The 18,352-nt window shown below is 31.0% G+C and carries 14 protein-coding genes; 7 read left to right on the top strand and 7 right to left on the bottom strand.

The annotated features are described in order from the left end of the window. Window positions 1-167 precede the first annotated feature (167 nt). On the top strand, window positions 168-1,793 hold the full coding sequence (locus HX088_RS12440) for a S8 family serine peptidase (RefSeq protein ID WP_260542932.1): 1,626 nt from the start codon (window positions 168-170) through the stop codon (window positions 1,791-1,793). Between the two features lie 211 nt (window positions 1,794-2,004). On the opposite strand, the gene HX088_RS12435 is transcribed toward HX088_RS12440, so the two are convergent. The 4 genes from HX088_RS12435 to HX088_RS12420 all read right to left on the bottom strand — a co-directional run bounded on the left by HX088_RS12435 (window position 2,005) and on the right by HX088_RS12420 (window position 5,860). Next, window positions 2,005-2,520, bottom strand: a complete 516-nt coding sequence (locus HX088_RS12435) for a hypothetical protein (protein WP_260542930.1) — start codon at window positions 2,518-2,520, stop codon at window positions 2,005-2,007. Beyond that, on the bottom strand, window positions 2,517-2,945 hold the full coding sequence (locus HX088_RS12430; RefSeq protein ID WP_286484308.1) for a hypothetical protein: 429 nt from the start codon (window positions 2,943-2,945) through the stop codon (window positions 2,517-2,519). The genes HX088_RS12435 and HX088_RS12430 overlap by 4 nt, the downstream gene beginning before the upstream one ends. Window positions 2,946-2,954: 9 nt before the next feature. Further along, a complete protein-coding gene (locus HX088_RS12425; RefSeq protein ID WP_171623606.1) occupies window positions 2,955-4,124 on the bottom strand; it encodes a sigma-54-dependent transcriptional regulator in 1,170 nt (389 codons plus the stop codon). 95 nt (window positions 4,125-4,219) lie between these two features. Further along, on the bottom strand, window positions 4,220-5,860 hold the full coding sequence (locus HX088_RS12420; RefSeq protein WP_171623607.1) for an AMP-binding protein: 1,641 nt from the start codon (window positions 5,858-5,860) through the stop codon (window positions 4,220-4,222). Window positions 5,861-6,077: 217 nt separating this feature from the next. Between HX088_RS12420 and HX088_RS12415 the strand changes: the two genes are divergently transcribed. Beyond that, window positions 6,078-6,569, top strand: a complete 492-nt coding sequence (locus HX088_RS12415) for a DinB family protein (protein WP_171623608.1) — start codon at window positions 6,078-6,080, stop codon at window positions 6,567-6,569. 29 nt (window positions 6,570-6,598) lie between these two features. Here the strand turns inward: HX088_RS12415 and HX088_RS12410 are convergent, their stop codons facing one another. Beyond that, window positions 6,599-8,128 (bottom strand): SulP family inorganic anion transporter, encoded by a 1,530-nt coding sequence (locus tag HX088_RS12410; protein ID WP_286484307.1) that lies wholly within the window; start codon window positions 8,126-8,128, stop codon window positions 6,599-6,601. Window positions 8,129-8,350: 222 nt separating this feature from the next. On the opposite strand from HX088_RS12410, the gene HX088_RS12405 reads away from it, so the two are divergent. From HX088_RS12405 to HX088_RS12395, 3 genes are all read left to right on the top strand, one after another. Continuing rightward, complete coding sequence (locus HX088_RS12405) at window positions 8,351-11,149, top strand: TonB-dependent receptor (RefSeq protein ID WP_286484306.1); 2,799 nt, start codon at window positions 8,351-8,353, stop codon at window positions 11,147-11,149. Between the two features lie 11 nt (window positions 11,150-11,160). Further along, window positions 11,161-12,210, top strand: a complete 1,050-nt coding sequence (locus tag HX088_RS12400; RefSeq protein WP_171623610.1) for a phytase — start codon at window positions 11,161-11,163, stop codon at window positions 12,208-12,210. 93 nt (window positions 12,211-12,303) lie between these two features. Beyond that, the gene (locus HX088_RS12395) at window positions 12,304-12,771 is read left to right on the top strand and encodes an OsmC family protein (protein WP_260544531.1); all 468 of its coding nucleotides are present in this window, start codon (window positions 12,304-12,306) and stop codon (window positions 12,769-12,771) included. A 38-nt stretch (window positions 12,772-12,809) separates the two neighbouring features. On the opposite strand, the gene uvrA is transcribed toward HX088_RS12395, so the two are convergent. Then, window positions 12,810-15,611 carry an excinuclease ABC subunit UvrA gene (gene uvrA, locus HX088_RS12390; protein WP_286484305.1) on the bottom strand — a complete coding sequence of 934 codons (2,802 nt, stop codon included), beginning with the start codon at window positions 15,609-15,611 and terminating at the stop codon, window positions 12,810-12,812. A gap of 124 nt (window positions 15,612-15,735) precedes the next feature. After that, on the bottom strand, window positions 15,736-16,074 hold the full coding sequence (locus HX088_RS12385) for a hypothetical protein (protein WP_171623612.1): 339 nt from the start codon (window positions 16,072-16,074) through the stop codon (window positions 15,736-15,738). 157 nt (window positions 16,075-16,231) lie between these two features. Between HX088_RS12385 and HX088_RS12380 the strand changes: the two genes are divergently transcribed. Both HX088_RS12380 and HX088_RS12375 read left to right on the top strand, forming a co-directional pair. Then, complete coding sequence (locus HX088_RS12380; RefSeq protein ID WP_260542915.1) at window positions 16,232-17,206, top strand: bile acid:sodium symporter family protein; 975 nt, start codon at window positions 16,232-16,234, stop codon at window positions 17,204-17,206. After that, window positions 17,187-18,299 (top strand): DUF3810 family protein, encoded by a 1,113-nt coding sequence (locus HX088_RS12375; RefSeq protein WP_260542913.1) that lies wholly within the window; start codon window positions 17,187-17,189, stop codon window positions 18,297-18,299. Before HX088_RS12380 ends, HX088_RS12375 begins: the two co-directional genes overlap by 20 nt. Window positions 18,300-18,352 lie beyond the last annotated feature (53 nt).

Here is an 18,352-nt window from a genome sequence, read left to right as displayed (position 1 = left end):
ATGAGCCCGATACAATATCGAACTCATTTTTATAATTATTAATTTTTAATCTGTCCAAACTTTTGGGTGCAGTCTACTAATTTGGAGCCTTTTTTGTATTTTCAAAATACGAAAACTCAATGTGTAACAATTCGCTTTGTTATCCGACATATATAGAAAAATTTATTATGAAAAAATTCTTATTAAGTATATCTGTTGCCATGTTTATTGGTGTGGCATCATTCGCACAAGAAACTATTCCATTACCAAAGGTTGACCAAAAATATTGGCAACACGAATCTCTTGAAGAAAGTGGTGTTTATGGTGTTAATACACAAAAAGCAATTCAATTTTTAGAATCAAAAAAACGTAAACCATCGCAATTAATTGTCGGAGTTTTAGATTCTGGTGTTGAAGTGACACATGCAGATTTAAAAGATAATGTATGGATCAATGCAAAAGAAATTGCTGGAAATGGAAAAGATGACGACAAAAATGGATACATTGATGATGTGCATGGTTGGAATTTTATTGGAGGAAAAGATGGTAAAAACGTCGATGGCGATACATTAGAATTAACACGTCTTTTTGTAAAATATAAAAACCTTTTCGAAACGAGTACCGATGCTGCTTCAAATAAAACCAAATACCCTGAAAAATTTGAAGAATACCAAAAAATAAAAGTAGAATTCGAAAATAAATTAGCTGAAGCTAAACAAGGTGCTATGCAATATCAGCAAATGGATGAAATTTTCAAAGTTAGTTTTCCAGTATTAATTTCTGAATGGGGAGAAAAGGATTTGGACGAAAAAAACATGTCTACCTTTCAACCAAAATCGAAAGAAGCTCAGCAAGGTATGATGATTTTCGCGATGGTTCCAAAAGAAGCTTGGGATGGTAAGACAATGAAAGAGTTTTTGAAAAAAGTAGGTGATGAAATTGCTGAAGGTGCGAAATATTACAAAGAACAAGTAGAAATTAACTTAAATACAGAGTTAGATCCTCGTCCTATTGTTGGTGATGATTATGCCAATGTGAATGAGAGATACTATGGAAATTCGGATGTAGACGGTCCAGATTCAAACCACGGAACACACGTTGCTGGAATTATTGCGGCAAAATCTGGTAATGGAATTGGAATAGATGGTATTGCTGGACAAGGAAATGTAAAAATAATGTCTGTTCGTACTGTGCCTAATGGTGATGAGCGCGACAAAGATGTTGCAAACGCTATTCGTTATGCGACTGACAATGGTGCTAAAATCTTGAATATGTCTTTTGGGAAAGCGTATTCTCCTGATGTAAAAGCAGTTTGGGAAGCGTTTAAATATGCACAAGACAAAGGTGTTTTATTGATAAAAGCAGCAGGAAACGATAACGAAAACATCGACACGAATATACATTTTCCTACGGTTTATAACGAAGCGGGTACAGCAATTTCTAACAATGTGATTACTGTTGGTTCGAATACAAGTAATAAAGATGAATTAAAATCTAGTTTTTCTAATTACGGTAAAAAATCTGTAGATGTATTTGCTCCAGGTTCTGATATTTACTCTGCAATCCCAACAAGAGATGGCGAATACAAATCAAATTCTGGAACTTCTATGGCTTCACCAGTTGTTGCAGGTGTTGCAGCATTAGTTTGGTCACATTATCCAAAATTGACAACACAACAAGTGAAACAAATCATTTTAGATTCTGTCAATAAAAATGATCAATTAAAAGATATTTCTGTAACTGGAGGTGTTGTTGATGCATATAAAGCTGTACAATTAGCTGAAAAGATTTATACAGATAAAAATTTGAAATAATTTTTCATAAAACGTATAATACAAAAATACCTCTCGATTATGAGAGGTATTTTTTTTAATAAAAATTGTTTAAATCGTATTATACTTTGGGCTTTTCTATTCAGGAATAACAGCTTTAATGGTTTGTTCTATGGCGTTTTTTAGCTAATATATTTTATAAATCTTGAAGAAAAAATCCAGTTAAATCGTTAACTGGATTTTTATTTGATTATTATTGATCTAATTTTATTTTTTGTTGACTTTGTTGCAATTGATACAACTCAATAATATCTTCGATTGGATAATTGAACCAATCTACTTGTTTTTTTATTTTTGAATTTTCATCCAAATATAAAAAAGTGGTAAACTTCATCGAAGGAAAATTCATTCCATTATAGGTGTAAGCAGAAAATTCTCCATTGGCAATAATCATCGAATCATTTGAAAATAAATCTTTTACTTCCAACAATTGGTTGTTCTCATACTGCATAGTCGTATCATTCCAACGCACAATTTCATTCAAAAGATAACGAGGATCAATTGTTGAAGCACCCGAATATTGGGCTACATTTTCGTATACCAAACTATCATTATAAAAAGACAACATTTTTTTATAATCGGCACGAGTAGAGTAATTTTCGAAAAATCGTTTTCCTAATTCATCATTTTTATTTGATGAATTTGAATTACAACTCACCAAATTAGTTAATATTAAAACACTGAAAATCCACGTAAATATTATTTTCATTTTTCTGAAATTCTAGTTAAATAATTTTCGCCATTATCGTCTGCCATTCCATCTTCATTTAGAATCATGATTTCTGAATTATCTGACCAACGTAAAAACTGAAAAGGTAATTTTTTCTTTTTAGGCGCGAGTTCTATTAAAGAACCATCATCTTTTTTAAACAATTCTCCTTCAAACGATTGACCTTTGTAATCTACTAAAAATGATTTTTCAGTCAATTTCAAGATGATTTTATCACCAGAGTAATTCCCTTCAAAAATTCCTTTGTAAACAAGCGTTTCATTCGTAAAGACAGAACTTTTTTCTAATGACAATACGTCTTCATGCGACAAACCATCAGAACTTTTGTCTATTTCTGTTTTTTCATTCTTACACGAAAACATCAAAAAAATAAAAGCTATTAGAAAAATAACATTTCTTGTCATGAAAACAGTTTATTTTTTCACAAATTGTTCAACATCTTTTCTTGAAATTGGATCATCTCCGAGAATTAATAATCGTTCAACAACATTTCTCAACTCGCGTATGTTTCCTGTCCAATCCAATTCTTTTAAAGCATCGTAAGCCGATTTATCAAAAGATTTTTGACTTGTTGTGTCTGTTATAAAATGTTCTACCAATAATGGGATATCATCCTTGCGGTCATTAAGAGCAGGAACATTAATAATAATAACAGCCAAACGATGGTATAAATCTTCGCGAAAGCGACCTTCTTCAATCTCTTTACGTAAGTCTTTATTCGTTGCTGCAATTACACGAACATTTACATTAATTTCCTTTTCAGAACCAACTGGTGAAACCTTTCCTTCTTGCAACGCTCGCAAAACTTTGGCCTGTGCAGAAAGACTCATATCCCCTATTTCATCTAAGAAAATTGTACCTTCGTTTGCTAATTCAAATTTTCCTTGTTTATCTTTAACAGCACCTGTAAACGAACCTTTTACATGTCCAAATAATTCGCTTTCTATTAATTCTGCAGGAATCGCAGCACAATTCACTTCAACTAAAGGTTTAACACTACGGTCACTTTTTTCATGTAAATGATGAGCAACTAATTCTTTTCCTGTTCCATTTGGTCCAAGAATAAGCACACGAGCATCTGTAGCAGCTACTTTATCAATAATTTGTTTTACTTCAGCAATTGCTGGAGCTTCACCAATCATTTCATATTTTTTTGCTACTTTTTTCTTTAATGCTTTATTTTCTTTCTTTAATTCTTTGTTCGTAGACAATAACGATTTACGATCTAAGGCATTGCGAACAGTGGTTAATAATTTATTTAAATCTGGTGGTTTTGATATAAAATCATAGGCACCTTTCTTTATTGCGTCTACAGCCAAATCCACGTCACCATGTCCAGTGATCATTACCATTGTTAAATCAGGATTGTATTCCATAGCTTCCGAAAGAACCTCCATCCCATCTTTCAATGGCATTTTAATATCACTTATAATTAAGTCGTACTCTTTTTCTTTTATTTTTTCAATTCCAACCACTCCGTTTTCTGCTTCATCAACTTTCCATTTCGGATTTTCGTCCATTAGGATACTTTTCAAAACATTTCGGATAGCCTGTTCATCCTCGATTAATAAGATATTTGACATCGTTAATATCGTTTATTTTTATACAAAATTAAATAGACTCAAAGATAACTGAAATTATTATTCTTGAGTCTACTTTTATTTCTTTTTAATGATTTTTAAGATGTTTTTACTTTTTGAGCGGTTTCTAAGTTTAATTCTCGAATTGAGACTTCACGCATTTCTATTTTTCTGATTTTACCAGATATTGTCATTGGAAATTCAGTTACAAATTTCCAAAATTTTGGACGTTTAAAATGTGCAATTGATAAACAGTATTCTTTTAGTTCATCTTCTGTTACTGTTATACCTTCTTTCACTTTTACCCATGCCATCACTTCTTCACCATATTTAATACTTGGAACTCCAATAATTTGAACATCCGAAATTGCTTCGTGTTCATACAAAAAGTCTTCGATCTCCTTAGGTGAAATATTTTCACCACCTCTAATAATAATATCTTTAATTCTTCCTGTAATATTAATATAACCATCGACATCCATCGTCGCTAAATCTCCGGTATGCAACCAGTTATTTTCATCTATCACTTGAGCTGTTGCTTCTGGATTATTCCAATATTTTTGCATAACTGAATAACCTCTAGTGCAAAATTCACCAGCAATGCCACGTGGTAATATTTCACCTGTTTGCGGATCAATAATTTTAATTTCTAAATGGTCTTGAACTGTACCAACCGTTGAAACTTGTTTTTCTAAAGGAGTACCGATAATTGTTTGGGTCGAAACAGGAGAAGTTTCCGTCATTCCATAACAAATTGATACTTCTTTCATATTCATTTTAGATTGAACTTTCTTCATGATTTCAATTGGACAAGGCGATCCTGCCATTACGCCAGTTCTTAAAGAAGATAAATCAAAACGATCAAAATTTGGCAATTCCAATTCCGCTATAAACATCGTAGGAACTCCATAAAGAGAAGTACATTTCTCTATTTCTACAGCATTTAGCGTTTTTTCTGGATCAAAACTTTCAGATGGGATGACCATACAGGCACCATGAGAAGTACAAGCCATATTTCCGATAACCATTCCAAAACAATGATAAAAAGGAACTGGTATACATACACGATCTAAATGTGTATAATTTAATCGTATTCCAATAAAGAAACCATTATTCAATAAATTATGATGTGTTAGAGTAACACCTTTCGGAAAACCTGTTGTCCCAGAAGTATACTGAATATTAACTGCATCATCAAACTGTACGGATTGTTCGATTTGATGAATTTCGGATGTTGATATTTCTTCACCTTGTTCTAAAAAATCATTCCAATTTTCTTCAAAAATGATAATATGTTCTAACATTTTAGCATTTTGCTTCACATTGTTCAACATGATTTTATATTGACTTGATTTGAAACTTAAAGCTGCAAAAACAGCTGAAATTTCGGCTTGATTTAAAACAAATTCAAGTTCATTTTCTCTGTATGCAGGATTAAGGTTAACGAGAATCATTCCGACACGAGCAGTTGCATACTGCAATAATGTCCATTCGGCGCGATTAGGTGCCCAAATTCCAACACGATCACCTTTTTTTAGGCCAATTGCAATTAATGATTTAGCAATTTGTTCTGTTTGAGAATAAAACTCTGTATAGGTCGCACGGTAATTTTGATCAACGCAAACCAATGCCTCTTGCTGAGGATATTTTGCGACAGTATTGCGTAAATTTTCTCCAATTGTTTCTCCCAATAGAGGATATTTAGAAGCACCGCTTGAGTATGATAAGTTCGCTATCATCTATTTATATTCTTTATTTTAAAAATTACTTTACTCTCAAACATAGCAACGTTTTTTCGGAAAAGAAACTTATCAAATGCAAGATTTTAGATATCTATAAGAATCTTATTTTTTTATTAGATTTAAAATTAATTTCAAAAAAATGTAGCATAAATTTTAACAAATACTTAAAATAAGTCATTTTAATAATGCTTAAATTGTAAAAAATTACAAAAAAATGAATACAATAAACCATGAAAATTATACTTCTATTTATGATGGAATAGAAGTCGTAGATGCTTTACAAACAAGAATTGCTGATATCAAAAAAACCTTAACAATTGTTACCGAATTAAATAAGTGGGATTATGCTTATGCTGAGGAAAAATGGACAATAAAGGAAATGATACAACATTGCATTGATTGTGAACGTATTTTTTCATATCGTGCTCAGCATATTGCGAGAGAAGATGCTCAGACATTAATTTTTTTTGATGAAAATGCCTACGTTTTGACTTCTAACGCAAAAAGTCGAAAACCAGAAGAATTGATCAAAGAATGGACGAATTTGATGAAAGCTACGTATTTTCAATTCAAATCTTTTGACGATGAAACCTTAAATAGGATTGGAAAAGTTGGTGATCGAGAATTTTCTGTCGAAAAAATTGGTTTTGTAATGGCTGGTCATTCTATTCACCATATGAATGTAATTAACGAACGATATTTATAACATCTGACAGCTTTTATAAAGCTGTCTTTTTATTTCGGCATCACTTTGTACGTTGGATCTTCTTCTATATTAACTTCTATCACACCTTTCGCTTGATCTAATAGTAATATAGAATCTTTGCTTAAATGACGCAAAATAACTTTTTTATTTTGTTGTGTATATTTAAAAGTAATTGTATTTAAAGAATTTATTGCACTCATATCTACTATTCTACTCTCTTTCAAATCAATAACAATTTCATTTGGATCATTTATGATATCAAATTTATCTAAAAAAGTAGATGCAGAACCAAAGAAAAGTGGACCATATATTTCATAAATTTTACGACCATTGTCATCGATAGATTTTCTGGCTCTTATTCGTTTCGCATTATCCCAAGCAAAAACCAAAGCAGAAACAATGACTCCAACAAAAACAGCTAAAGCAAGATTATGAAGAACAACAGTTATAAGTGCAACTAAAACACTTACAAAAATATCTGATTTAGGCATTTTTGTAATTAATTTAAAAAATCCCCATTTAAATGTTGAAATTGCTACCATCATCATCACGCCAACTAAAGCTGCCATCGGAATTTTTTCTATAATTGGCGCTCCAACCAAAATAATAACCAAGATTGTTATTGCTCCTATTGCTGGGCCAAGTCGAGATCGTGAACCTGCATCAAGATTGACAAAAGTTTGTGCAATCATTGCGCATCCCCCCATCCCTCCAAAAAATCCATTGGTCATATTAGCAACACCTTGCGCCATGCATTCTTTATTCGAGTTCCCTTTGCTTTCTGTCACCTCATCAACTAACGTTAGTGTAAGTAAAGTTTCTATCAATCCTACCGATCCCATAATAATCGAATACGGTAAAATAATCTTAAAGGTTTCTAAAGTTAATGGAACACTTGGAATATGAAAAACAGGTAATTCTCCTTTGATGGTTGCTATATCACCTACCGTTTTAGTATCAATTTGAAAACCTAAAACCAACAAAAAAGTGATCAGAATTGCAACCAATGAAGCAGGAATTACTTTAGTTATTTTCGGAAAAAAGTAAACAATTAAAATGGTGATAAACGTTAATCCTAACATTATATAAAGAGATGTGCCTGATAACCAATGCGTACCCCCTTCTGATGTTGATTTGAATTGTTCGATTTGTGACATAAAGATCACGATTGCCAAACCGTTTAGAAAACCATACATAACAGGTTGAGGAATTAAACGAACAAATCTTCCAAGTTTAAAAATACCCACTATTAGTTGAAAAACACCTGCCAATGCTACTGCTGCAAAAATATATTGTTCACCATAAGTCGCATTTAAGGCAATTAGCGTAATAACCGTCGCTCCTGCTCCTCCTGAAACCATTGCTGGTCGACCTCCAAAAATTGAAGTTACAATTCCCATAATAAAGGCTCCATAAAGACCAATTAAAGGTGATAAACCTGCTAAAATAGCAAAAGAGAGCGATTCTGGAATCATGGTCATTGCAACAGTTAACCCTGCTAAAATTTCATTTTTTATATTAAGTTTTTGATTGGTATTGATAAAGCTAGAAAAAGACATTTTGTTTAATTATAATCGATACAAAAGTAACCATTTGAAACCAGCTATAATTAGTAAAAAAGTAGATTATATGTCGAATTACGCACTATTTTTCTAAAATAAAAGATTGAATAATTTAGATCAATCATTAAAAAAACTATTTCTGAAATGTTAAATATTTCATAATGATGATTTAACAATTAGGATATATTGCAAATGTACTTTTGTTGAAATTATTGAACCATGAAACATTTATTAAAACTCACATTACTTGTGTTAGGACCTATGGTTTTGGCTCAAAATGGTGTGATTTCTGGAAAAATTATTGATGCTACTGATCAATTTTCTCTACCAGGAGCTAGGCTACGAATTGAAAACACAAACAAATACACAATTTCTGATCAAAATGGAAATTATCAATTCCTAAACCTAAATCCGGGTACATACATTGTTTATATTGATTATTTAGGTTATGAAACTATATCTAAACAAATAGAAGTTTCAGAAAATAAAACTGCAGTAATCAATTTCTCTTTAGATGCTGAAAGTAGAGAATTAAATGAAGTTGTCGTAATCGGTGATTTTTTGAAAGGTCAAGCAAAAGCATTAAATCAACAGAAAAACAATGGAAATATTACAAATATTATTTCTTCTGATCAAGTTGGTCGTTTTCCAGATTCTAATATTGGAGATGCTTTAAAACGTGTTTCAGGTATTACAATGCAAAATGATCAAGGAGAAGCACGTAATATAATTATTAGAGGTCTTTCACCTGAATTAAATTCTGTTATGTTAAACGGAGATCGTATTCCTTCTGCAGAGGGTGGTAACCGTAACGTACAAATGGATTTGATTCCTTCGGAAATGATATCTACAATCGAAGTAAATAAAACTTTGACGCCTGACATGGATGCCGATGCAATTGGTGGAGCTGTGAATTTGATAACACGTGCAGTTCCAAATAAAGAGCGAATTTCTATTACAGCTTCAGGAGGATACGCTCCAATTCGTGAAAAAGGATTATACAATTCTGCTTTTTTATATGGAAATAGATTTTTTGATAAAAAGTTAGGGGTTGTTGCTTCTGCAAGTTACCAAGTTCAGAATTTTGGTTCAGATAATATTGAGGCAGTTTGGGAAAAAGATGGCGATAAAACTTATTTGTCTGAATTTCAGATTCGAAAATATGATATTCAACGTGTAAGAAGAAGTATTTCTTTATCTTCTGATTATCAATTCAATGAAAACAATAGAATAGATTTATCTGCTATCTATAATTGGCGAGATGATAGAGAAAACAGATATAGAGTAACATATAAAGACTTAGAATACGACGAAAAAACAAACAATTACAAAGGAAGTATAAGAAGAGAGACTAAAGGAGGTATTAATAATAATCGCAATAAAAATGCACGATTAGAAGATCAAAGAGTTTATAATATTTCTTTAAAAGGAGAACATTTGTTATCTCCAAAAATTGATATGGATTGGGCGGTAACTTTTTCTAAAGCAAGCGAAGATAGACCAAATGAGCGTTATACTGATTACAGAGCAAAAAACGTTAGTTTTACAGAAGATTTATCCGATCCAAACTATCCATTAGTTTCTACAACATCTACAGAAGATTTATCTAAATACAAAGTCGGAACTTTGTCTGAACAACATGATTATACAAGTGAAAAAGAATTTGGAGCGAAATTAAATTTCCGAGTTCCTTTTAGTGTAATCGATAACCAAAAAGGGCGTTTACGTTTTGGTGGGCGTTTACGTTTAAAAAATAAAGAACGAAACAATATTTATTATTCATACGAAAGTATAGATGGTTTGGGGAATTTAAATTCTCAAAATCCGGTAGATTGGAGCAGTTCTAAATTTAACCCAGGTTCAAAATATCAAGCTGGCTATTTTTACTCGAATCAAAATTTAGGAAATTTAGCACTTTCTAATCCATCATTATTTAATGCTAATTTAGAACCGTCTGAATTTTTAGCGTCAAATTATAAAGCAAAAGAAAATATTTCGGCTGGATATATTCGTTGGGATCAAGATTTATCTACGATGACTTCTGTAATACTTGGAGTTCGAGTAGAAAATACGTCTATCGAATATACGGGTAATTATGTTCAAGATGAAGAAGATTTAATCGGAGAAATTAATCATAAAAATGATTATACAAACATACTTCCAAGTATTTCTTTGAAACATAAATTCACAAATGATTTTATTCTTAGAGCTGCATTTACAACGAGTTTGGCTCGTCCCAATTATTATAGTTTAGCACCATATGTAAGCGTTTTAAAAGAAGATTCTGAATTATACGCAGGAAATCCTGATTTAAAAGCTACTTATGCAATGAATTACGATTTAATGTTAGAAAATTATTTTGAAAATATTGGAATTGTTTCGGGAGGATTCTTTTATAAAAAATTAAATGATTTTATATACACATATAAAAACAATACATTTACAAGCAGTAATTTTAATGCATTATTTCCTGATATTGCTAATCCAATTCCTACCGGTGAAAATTGGAAAATGACTCAAGCGCGCAACGGAGATCATGTAAATGTTTATGGCTTCGAAATAGCTTTTCAGCGTCAATTAGATTTTATTCCAGGAGAATTTTTCAAACATCTTGGTGTGTATTTAAATTATACATACACCGATTCTAAAGCCAAAGGAATAACAAATGAAGACGGTGATTTGAGAGAAGATCTTGATTTACCAAAAACAGCTCCACATATGTTTAATGGATCATTATCTTTTGAGAATAAAAAATTTACAGCAAGAGTTTCTCTTAATTATACGGCAGCTTATTTAGACGAAATTGGAGGAAATGCTTTCGAAGATAGTTATTACGACAAACAACTATTTATAGATGCAAACGCTTCTTATAAATTTTCAAATAACCTACGAATTTTTGCAGAAGCAAATAATTTAACCAATCAACCATTACGTTACTACCAAGGCGTATCAAACCAAACTAAACAACTTGAGTATTATCAACCACGTTTTACAATGGGGTTAAAATTTGATTTCTAAAATAAAATAGTATGAAAAAAATAATCATCACTTTATCAGTAATTGGAAGTATATTTTCGTGTGAATCTTCCAAATTAGCATCCATCCCAAAAAATGCATTAAAGCCAACTGTTACAACTCAACAAACACCAAATGACACTGATGATCCTGCGATTTGGATTGATAAAAAAAATCCAGAAAAATCTATGATTATCGGAACAGATAAACAAGAAGATACAGGAGGTTTATATGCTTATAATCTTAATGGTGAAATTATTCATAAAATTACTCCACTCAATCGTCCAAATAATGTAGATGTCGCTTACGGATTTAGTTTTGAAGGAAAAGAAATTGATATTGCTGTTACGACAGAACGTGCAAGTAACAAAATCAGAATTGTTTCTTTACCAGATTTCAAATTAATAGACAATGGAGGAATTGATGTATTTGAAAATGAAGCTCAACGAGATCCAATGGGAATTGCATTATACAAAAGTAAAGACAATAAAATCTATGCAATTGTAGGAAGAAAAGAAGGGCCAAGTGGCGAATATATCCATCAATATCTACTTGAAGAAAAAAATGGTCAAATTACAACTACATTGGTTCGAAAATTTGGTAATTATTCTGGCAAAAAAGAAATTGAAGCAATCGCAGTTGATGAAGAATTAGGGTATATTTATTATGCAGATGAAACAACGGGAATTAGAAAATATTATGCTGAACCTAAAAAAGGAAACGAAGAAATAGCTTTTTTTGGACAAAATGATTTTAAACGAGATCACGAAGGTATTGCGATTTACAAAACCTCAGCTAAAGATGGTTACATCTTGATTTCTGATCAACAAGCAAATTATTTTAATGTTTATAAAAGACAAGGAGAGCCTACAAATCCGAATGAACACAAATTAATTGCTAAAATTCCAGTTTCTACAATAGAATGTGATGGAGCTGATGCTGTAAATTTTAATTTCGGAACTAAATTTCCAAAAGGATTTTTTGTCGCAATGAGCAATGGAAAAACTTTTCAATTATATGATTGGAAAATCATTCAAAATGAAATTGATAAGCAAGCAAAATAAATTATTATTTTAAATATAATTCATTATTAATAAAAGCACAACGAAGGATTCTTGGTTGTGTTTTTTTTATCGTTTATTTTTGGTAAAAATTACATCTTGAAACATTTATTTAAAGTTGCATTAAATTGGATTAAGAAAGAACCTTCAACCGATCGTACTACTAAATTTTATAGTAAAAGTCATCATATTTTGATTGAAGGAAAACCTAATTTAGAAATTTCGGCAGCAAAAGCTTTCAAAGGAGATCCTAATTTATATAATCCCGAAGATTTGTTATTAAGTAGTTTAACTTCATGCCATATGATGTCGTACTTATATTGTTGTGCTCAACATAAAATTGAGGTCATTTCTTACACTGATCATTCTGAAGCAACTTTAGTTGTGAATGCAGATGGAAGTGGAAAAATTATTGTAGTCAATTTATTTCCAGAAGTTATTATTGCTGATGAAACGCAAATTGAGCTCGCTCTTTCTTTGCATAAAAAAGCAAATGAATTGTGTTTTATTGCAAATTCATGCAATTTTCCTGTTTATCATAATTCAACATGTACTACACCATAAAAAACCGAGTTAATACTCGGTTTTATACATTTTGTTCGTTATAATTTCTCTTTTAAGAATTGCGCTGTATACGATTCTTTTACTTTTACAATATCTTCTGGTGTTCCTTCTGCTACTAAGAAACCACCTTTTTTCCCTCCTTCTGGTCCAAGATCTATTACCCAATCGGCAACTTTAATAATATCCATATTGTGCTCAATCACAAAAACTGAATGTCCCAAATTAATCAATGCTCGTAAAGCCTTGATTAATTTCTGAATATCATGAAAATGCAAACCAGTAGACGGTTCATCAAAAATAAACAAGGTTTTATTCGTGGTTTCTCCTTTTGTCAAGAAAAAAGCCAATTTTACACGCTGCGCTTCTCCGCCTGAAAGCGTATTCGACGATTGACCTAACTTCACGTAACCTAAACCAACATCTTGCAAAGGCTTTAACTTCTCTACAATTTTATTTTGTTGATGTGCTGCAAAAAAATCGATAGCTTCATCAATTGTTAAATTCAAAATATCTGAAATTGACTTTCCTTCAAACTTAACTTCTAAAATTTCTTTCTTGAAACGTTCTCCATGACAATCTTCACAAACCAACTCAACATCCGCCATAAATTGCATTTCGATCGTAATTGTTCCTTCTCCTTTACAAGCATCGCAACGTCCACCATCTACGTTAAACGAAAAATGTTTGGGCTGAAATCCCATCACTTTACTCGCTTTTTGTGATGCAAATAAATTTCGAATATCGTCATAAGCTTTCACATAAGTCACAGGGTTTGAACGCGATGATTTCCCAATTGGATTTTGATCAATTAACTCGATTCCTTCTAACTGTTTCAAATCACCAACTAAATCGTCAAAATCACCAATTTTATTCCCATAGATTTCAAAATGACGCTGAACAGCTGGTGCTAAAATATCTTTCATTAACGTTGATTTCCCTGAACCAGAAACTCCTGTAATCACAGTTAATTCGTTTAGTGGAAATTTAACATCAATATTCTTTAAATTATTTTCTCGTGCACCTATAATTTTCAAATAATTAGGTGAATTTAAACGGTTCTTAGGAACTTCAATTGCTAATTTCCCATTCAAATATTTAGATGTCAAGGTATCAGCTTTTATCAATTCGTCATAAGTTCCTTCAAACACGACCTCTCCTCCATTTGTTCCAGCTTCTGGACCAATATCAATAATATAATCCGCAGCTTTCATGATATCTTCATCATGTTCCACCACAATTACTGTATTTCCTAAATCACGTAAACGATGTAAAATCGTGATAAACTTTTCCGTATCTCGCGAATGTAAACCAATCGAAGGTTCGTCTAAAACGTACATCGATCCAACCAAACTGCTTCCTAACGAAGTTGCTAAATTGATACGTTGCGATTCTCCTCCAGACAATGTATTTGACGCACGGTTGAGCGATAAATATTCTAAACCAACATCCAATAGGAAAGTTAAACGAGATTTTATTTCATAAATAATTCGACCAGCGATTTGCTGATCATATTCATTAAATTGAATACTTGTAAAAAAATCATTCAATTCATTTAACGGTAAATCAACTAAATCACTGATTGATTTATCTGCAATTTTCACAAAATTAGTTTCTTTGCGTAATCGTTTTCCTTTACACGTCGGACAAGTTGTTTTTCCTCTGTAACGAGACAACATCACACGGTATTGAATTTTATAGGTGTTTTCTTCAACCATTTTAAAGAAACCGTCTAATCCTTCCCAATTCAAATCACCTCGCCACAAATACTCTTTTTGTTCTTCTGATAATTCAAAATAAGGTTTGTGAATAGGAAAGTCGACTTGTTGTGATTGCTTAATAAAATGATTTTTCCATTCGCTCATCTTCTCTCCTTTCCATGCAACCACCGCATCTTCGTAAATAGATAACGATTTATTTGGTACGACAAGATTTTCTTCAATCCCAATTACTTTCCCGTAACCTTCACAAGTTGGACAAGCACCATAAGGATTGTTGAAACTAAAGAAATGAATGTTTGGTTCATTAAAAATCAAGCCATCAGATTCGAATTTATTTGAAAAATATTTAACTGAATTATGATCTATATTTACAACTGCAATGTCTCCTTTTCCTTCGAAAAAAGCAGTTTCGATAGAGTCTGCCAAACGATGATAAAAAGATTCTTCGTCTTCTGTAGGTAATGCAATACGATCAATGACTAAATGAACATCATTTTCGGGTTGAGGCTCAAAGTTAAACGAAATTAAATCTTCAATTTTGACTTGATTTCCATCTACACTTAAACGTGTAAACCCTTGTTGTTGAAGAATATTTAAATGTTCAGAAAACGTACGTTCTTCTGGAACAACCAATTTAATTTGAAGAATAAATTTTGTTTCGGCTTCAAAAGTTTTCAAATAATCCACAACATCCGTCACCGAATCTTTCTGAACTAATTCTCCTGTAATCGGTGAATATGTTTTTCCAATTCGGGCATATAATAATTTCAAATAATCGTAAATCTCTGTTGTTGTACCAACTGTAGAACGTGGATTGGTTGAATTTACTTTCTGTTGTATCGCAATCGCCGGAGCTATTCCTTTGATATAATCAACTTGTGGTTTATCTAATTTTCCTAAAAATTGACGCGCATAAGACGACAAACTTTCAACATAACGACGCTGACCTTCTGCATACAATGTGTCAAAAGCCAACGTAGATTTTCCAGAACCAGACATTCCAGTAATCACAACCAATTTATTTTTTGGTATCGCTAAATCAATATTCTTTAGATTGTGCAACTTTGCACCTTTTATTAGGATAAATTCCTTTGAATCGAGTTGATTGATATCTTTTTTCATCGTGGCGCAAAGTTAATGTATTTTGGAAAGTTATTGTACTGACTACTCTAAAAGAAACCGTATTTTTTAAAAAATAAAAACGCATTAAATAATTAATGCGCTTTTTCAATAAAAAAATAAAAATTTATTCCTGAAATAACAAATAATTTTCTTCGTTTAATTTCTGATATCCAACATCGTACACATAAAAAATTGTGCCATTTTTAGATTCATCAACATTCGTAATGTATCTAAAATCAAAGTTCCTTAGACTAAGTTCATTTTTATCCACCGAACGAATACCTTCTTCTAACAAAGATTTTAAAATTCGGTTATTCTTTCTTAATCGATTATTAATATTTCTTACAATCTCTACTTTGTCTCGGTTCAGATTGTTGTTATAAGAATTTCGACAAAAGTCATTGCAAAACTTTTTGTCTTTGCGACCAAAAAGTGTTTGGTTACATTGAAGACATGTATTCATAAGATAGATTTTAGGTGTTGTTACTACAAATATATAAAAAAAGTACATCAATTTACAAATAATTAATCTTATATTGCTTTTACGCCAAATCAAAGTATTAATTATTTGTTAAATGTTTTGAAAGTTATTTATTATTTTTGCTTAAATTATATTGATTTTGAAATTTTTAAACAAATTACCTGATCCTTTTATCCTTTTTTTATTTATAGCTATTTTAGTTGCTTACATATACCCAAATATTAGTTTGTGGTCGTACAGCAATATTAACCTTAATACAATTATAGATATAGGTATTATTTTAGTTTTCTTTTTTTATGGGTTAAAATTAAATTGGAAAGATTTTTTCAAGGACTTGTCCAACTGGAAAATGCATTTATTAATCCAGTCTATAACGTTTATATTTTTTCCAATACTTGTTCTTTGTTTCTATCCACTCATTAAGAACTATCCTGCATATTTCACACTTTATGTCGCTATTTTTTATCTTGCGGCTTTGCCAAGTACTGTTTCTTCATCTGTAGTAATGGTTTCTATTGCAAAAGGAAATATACCCAGTGCCATTTTTAATGCGAGTATCTCTGGTTTAATCGGTATTATTATCACACCGCTTTGGATGAGTTTATTTTTATCAAAAAGTGATGGAGAATTTGATTTATTAGGAATTTTTTTAGATTTGGTTCTAAAAATTATTTTACCTGTTATTATTGGTGCTTTATCTCAACCTTTTTTGGGTAATTTCTATCATAAATACAAAAAACAATTTTCTAACTTAGATAAGTTAACCATCATTTTAATTGTCTACAATAGTTTTAGTCACACATTTTTAGATGGAATTTTTGACAAATTAGGCTTGATTCCTCTTTTAATTGTTTTCGTTGTAGTGGTTACTTTATTTTTTATGTTTTTTAATTTTTCTAAATGGATCGCACTAAAAATGAATTTTAATCGAGAAGATGATATTACAATTCAATTTTGTGCAACCAAAAAATCGTTGGTTCATGGCTCGGTAATTGCTGCAGTTATTTTTTCTGGTGACATCGGTATATACTTGATTCCAATTATGCTTTACCATACTTTTCAATTAATTTATATTAGTTTTATAGCCAATCAATATGCAAAAGAAGTTGAATAAAACCATCATTTCGTTTTTAGTATTAATTGCACAAATTATTCTCTTTTCTGTACTATTCTTATCTGATAATTTCATTGATTTTATCGTTCAAAGGATAACATTCCCCCTATCTGCTTTTGTAGCTAAAATGACCAATTCTGTTCAATTACCATTAGGTGATATTTTTTATTTAATGATTGGTATTCTTGGTTTCTTTCTTATACTCAGAGTGATTAGAAGTTTTTTTTACAAAAATCGTGAAACTTCAAAATCTATTTATCATCTATTGATTTTTGTAAATAGCTTCTATTTTATTTACATATTCGCTTGGGGAGTTATGTATAAAAAAGACACATTAACTTTTCATCAAAAAGAAATTGCAATTCAACCAAAAATTCTAAAAGAAATTTATTGTATCGAATTAGACAAAGCAATTATTGCCCGTAATAAAATAGAACACAATGATTCTACAACAACCATTCAGTTTAAATCTAATCTCAATGATTATAATGAAGAATTTTACTCACTACAATCTTCTATAAAAGATTTGAAATGGTTGAAAAATTATCGATTGTTAGAAAATGTTCATTTCAAATTATCTTGGATTTCGAAAATGCAAAATTATATGGGGATTTTAGGCTATTACAATCCTTTTACAGTTGAAGCAAACCTGAATCGTTACAATACAAATCTAAAACAACCTGCTACTCTTTTTCACGAATATGGTCATCAAATGGGATTTGCATCAGAAAGTGAAGCAAATTTTTTAGCTTATTATTTAGGCTCAAAATCGAAGAATCCCGAAATTAATTATTCTATTTATTATAAAAGTATTTATACGCTTTTGGGTGCAATTTACAAGTCTGATCCTTATTTTGTAAAAATGGAATTGAATAATATGTATCCAAAAATCAAGCTTGATCGTCAAGCAGAATTAAATCATTATTTAAAATATGAAGGAAAAGCAAGTGATACGTTTTCAGAATTAAATAATCAATTCTTAAAAGCAAATAATCAAGAAGGAACAATAAGTTACAACAAGTATGTAGAATTGATTTACATTTTATACCAAACAAAAAAGCGAAATCAATATACACTGCCCCCAAAAAGTTAGACACTTTTGGGGGCATTTTTTATGACAAGAAAAGTAAAATATGGTGTAGCATT

Source organism: Empedobacter sp. 225-1, assembly GCF_030328185.1.
Taxonomy (GTDB): Bacteria; Bacteroidota; Bacteroidia; order Flavobacteriales; family Weeksellaceae; genus Empedobacter; species Empedobacter stercoris.
The sequence above is the reverse complement of the archived record's forward strand: the minus strand, read 5'-3'. Positions and strand labels throughout refer to the sequence as shown.

Coding starts and splice junctions, on each gene's coding strand:
- HX088_RS12375 (WP_260542913.1), top strand. CDS start 17,187: ATGCAAAAGAAGTTGAATAAAACCATCATTTCGTTTTTAGTATTAATT.
- HX088_RS12410 (WP_286484307.1), bottom strand. CDS start 8,128: ATGTCTTTTTCTAGCTTTATCAATACCAATCAAAAACTTAATATAAAA.
- HX088_RS12385 (WP_171623612.1), bottom strand. CDS start 16,074: ATGAATACATGTCTTCAATGTAACCAAACACTTTTTGGTCGCAAAGAC.
- HX088_RS12405 (WP_286484306.1), top strand. CDS start 8,351: ATGAAACATTTATTAAAACTCACATTACTTGTGTTAGGACCTATGGTT.
- HX088_RS12440 (WP_260542932.1), top strand. CDS start 168: ATGAAAAAATTCTTATTAAGTATATCTGTTGCCATGTTTATTGGTGTG.
- HX088_RS12400 (WP_171623610.1), top strand. CDS start 11,161: ATGAAAAAAATAATCATCACTTTATCAGTAATTGGAAGTATATTTTCG.
- HX088_RS12415 (WP_171623608.1), top strand. CDS start 6,078: ATGAATACAATAAACCATGAAAATTATACTTCTATTTATGATGGAATA.
- HX088_RS12425 (WP_171623606.1), bottom strand. CDS start 4,124: ATGTCAAATATCTTATTAATCGAGGATGAACAGGCTATCCGAAATGTT.
- HX088_RS12420 (WP_171623607.1), bottom strand. CDS start 5,860: ATGATAGCGAACTTATCATACTCAAGCGGTGCTTCTAAATATCCTCTA.
- HX088_RS12435 (WP_260542930.1), bottom strand. CDS start 2,520: ATGAAAATAATATTTACGTGGATTTTCAGTGTTTTAATATTAACTAAT.
- HX088_RS12430 (WP_286484308.1), bottom strand. CDS start 2,945: ATGACAAGAAATGTTATTTTTCTAATAGCTTTTATTTTTTTGATGTTT.
- uvrA (WP_286484305.1), bottom strand. CDS start 15,611: ATGAAAAAAGATATCAATCAACTCGATTCAAAGGAATTTATCCTAATA.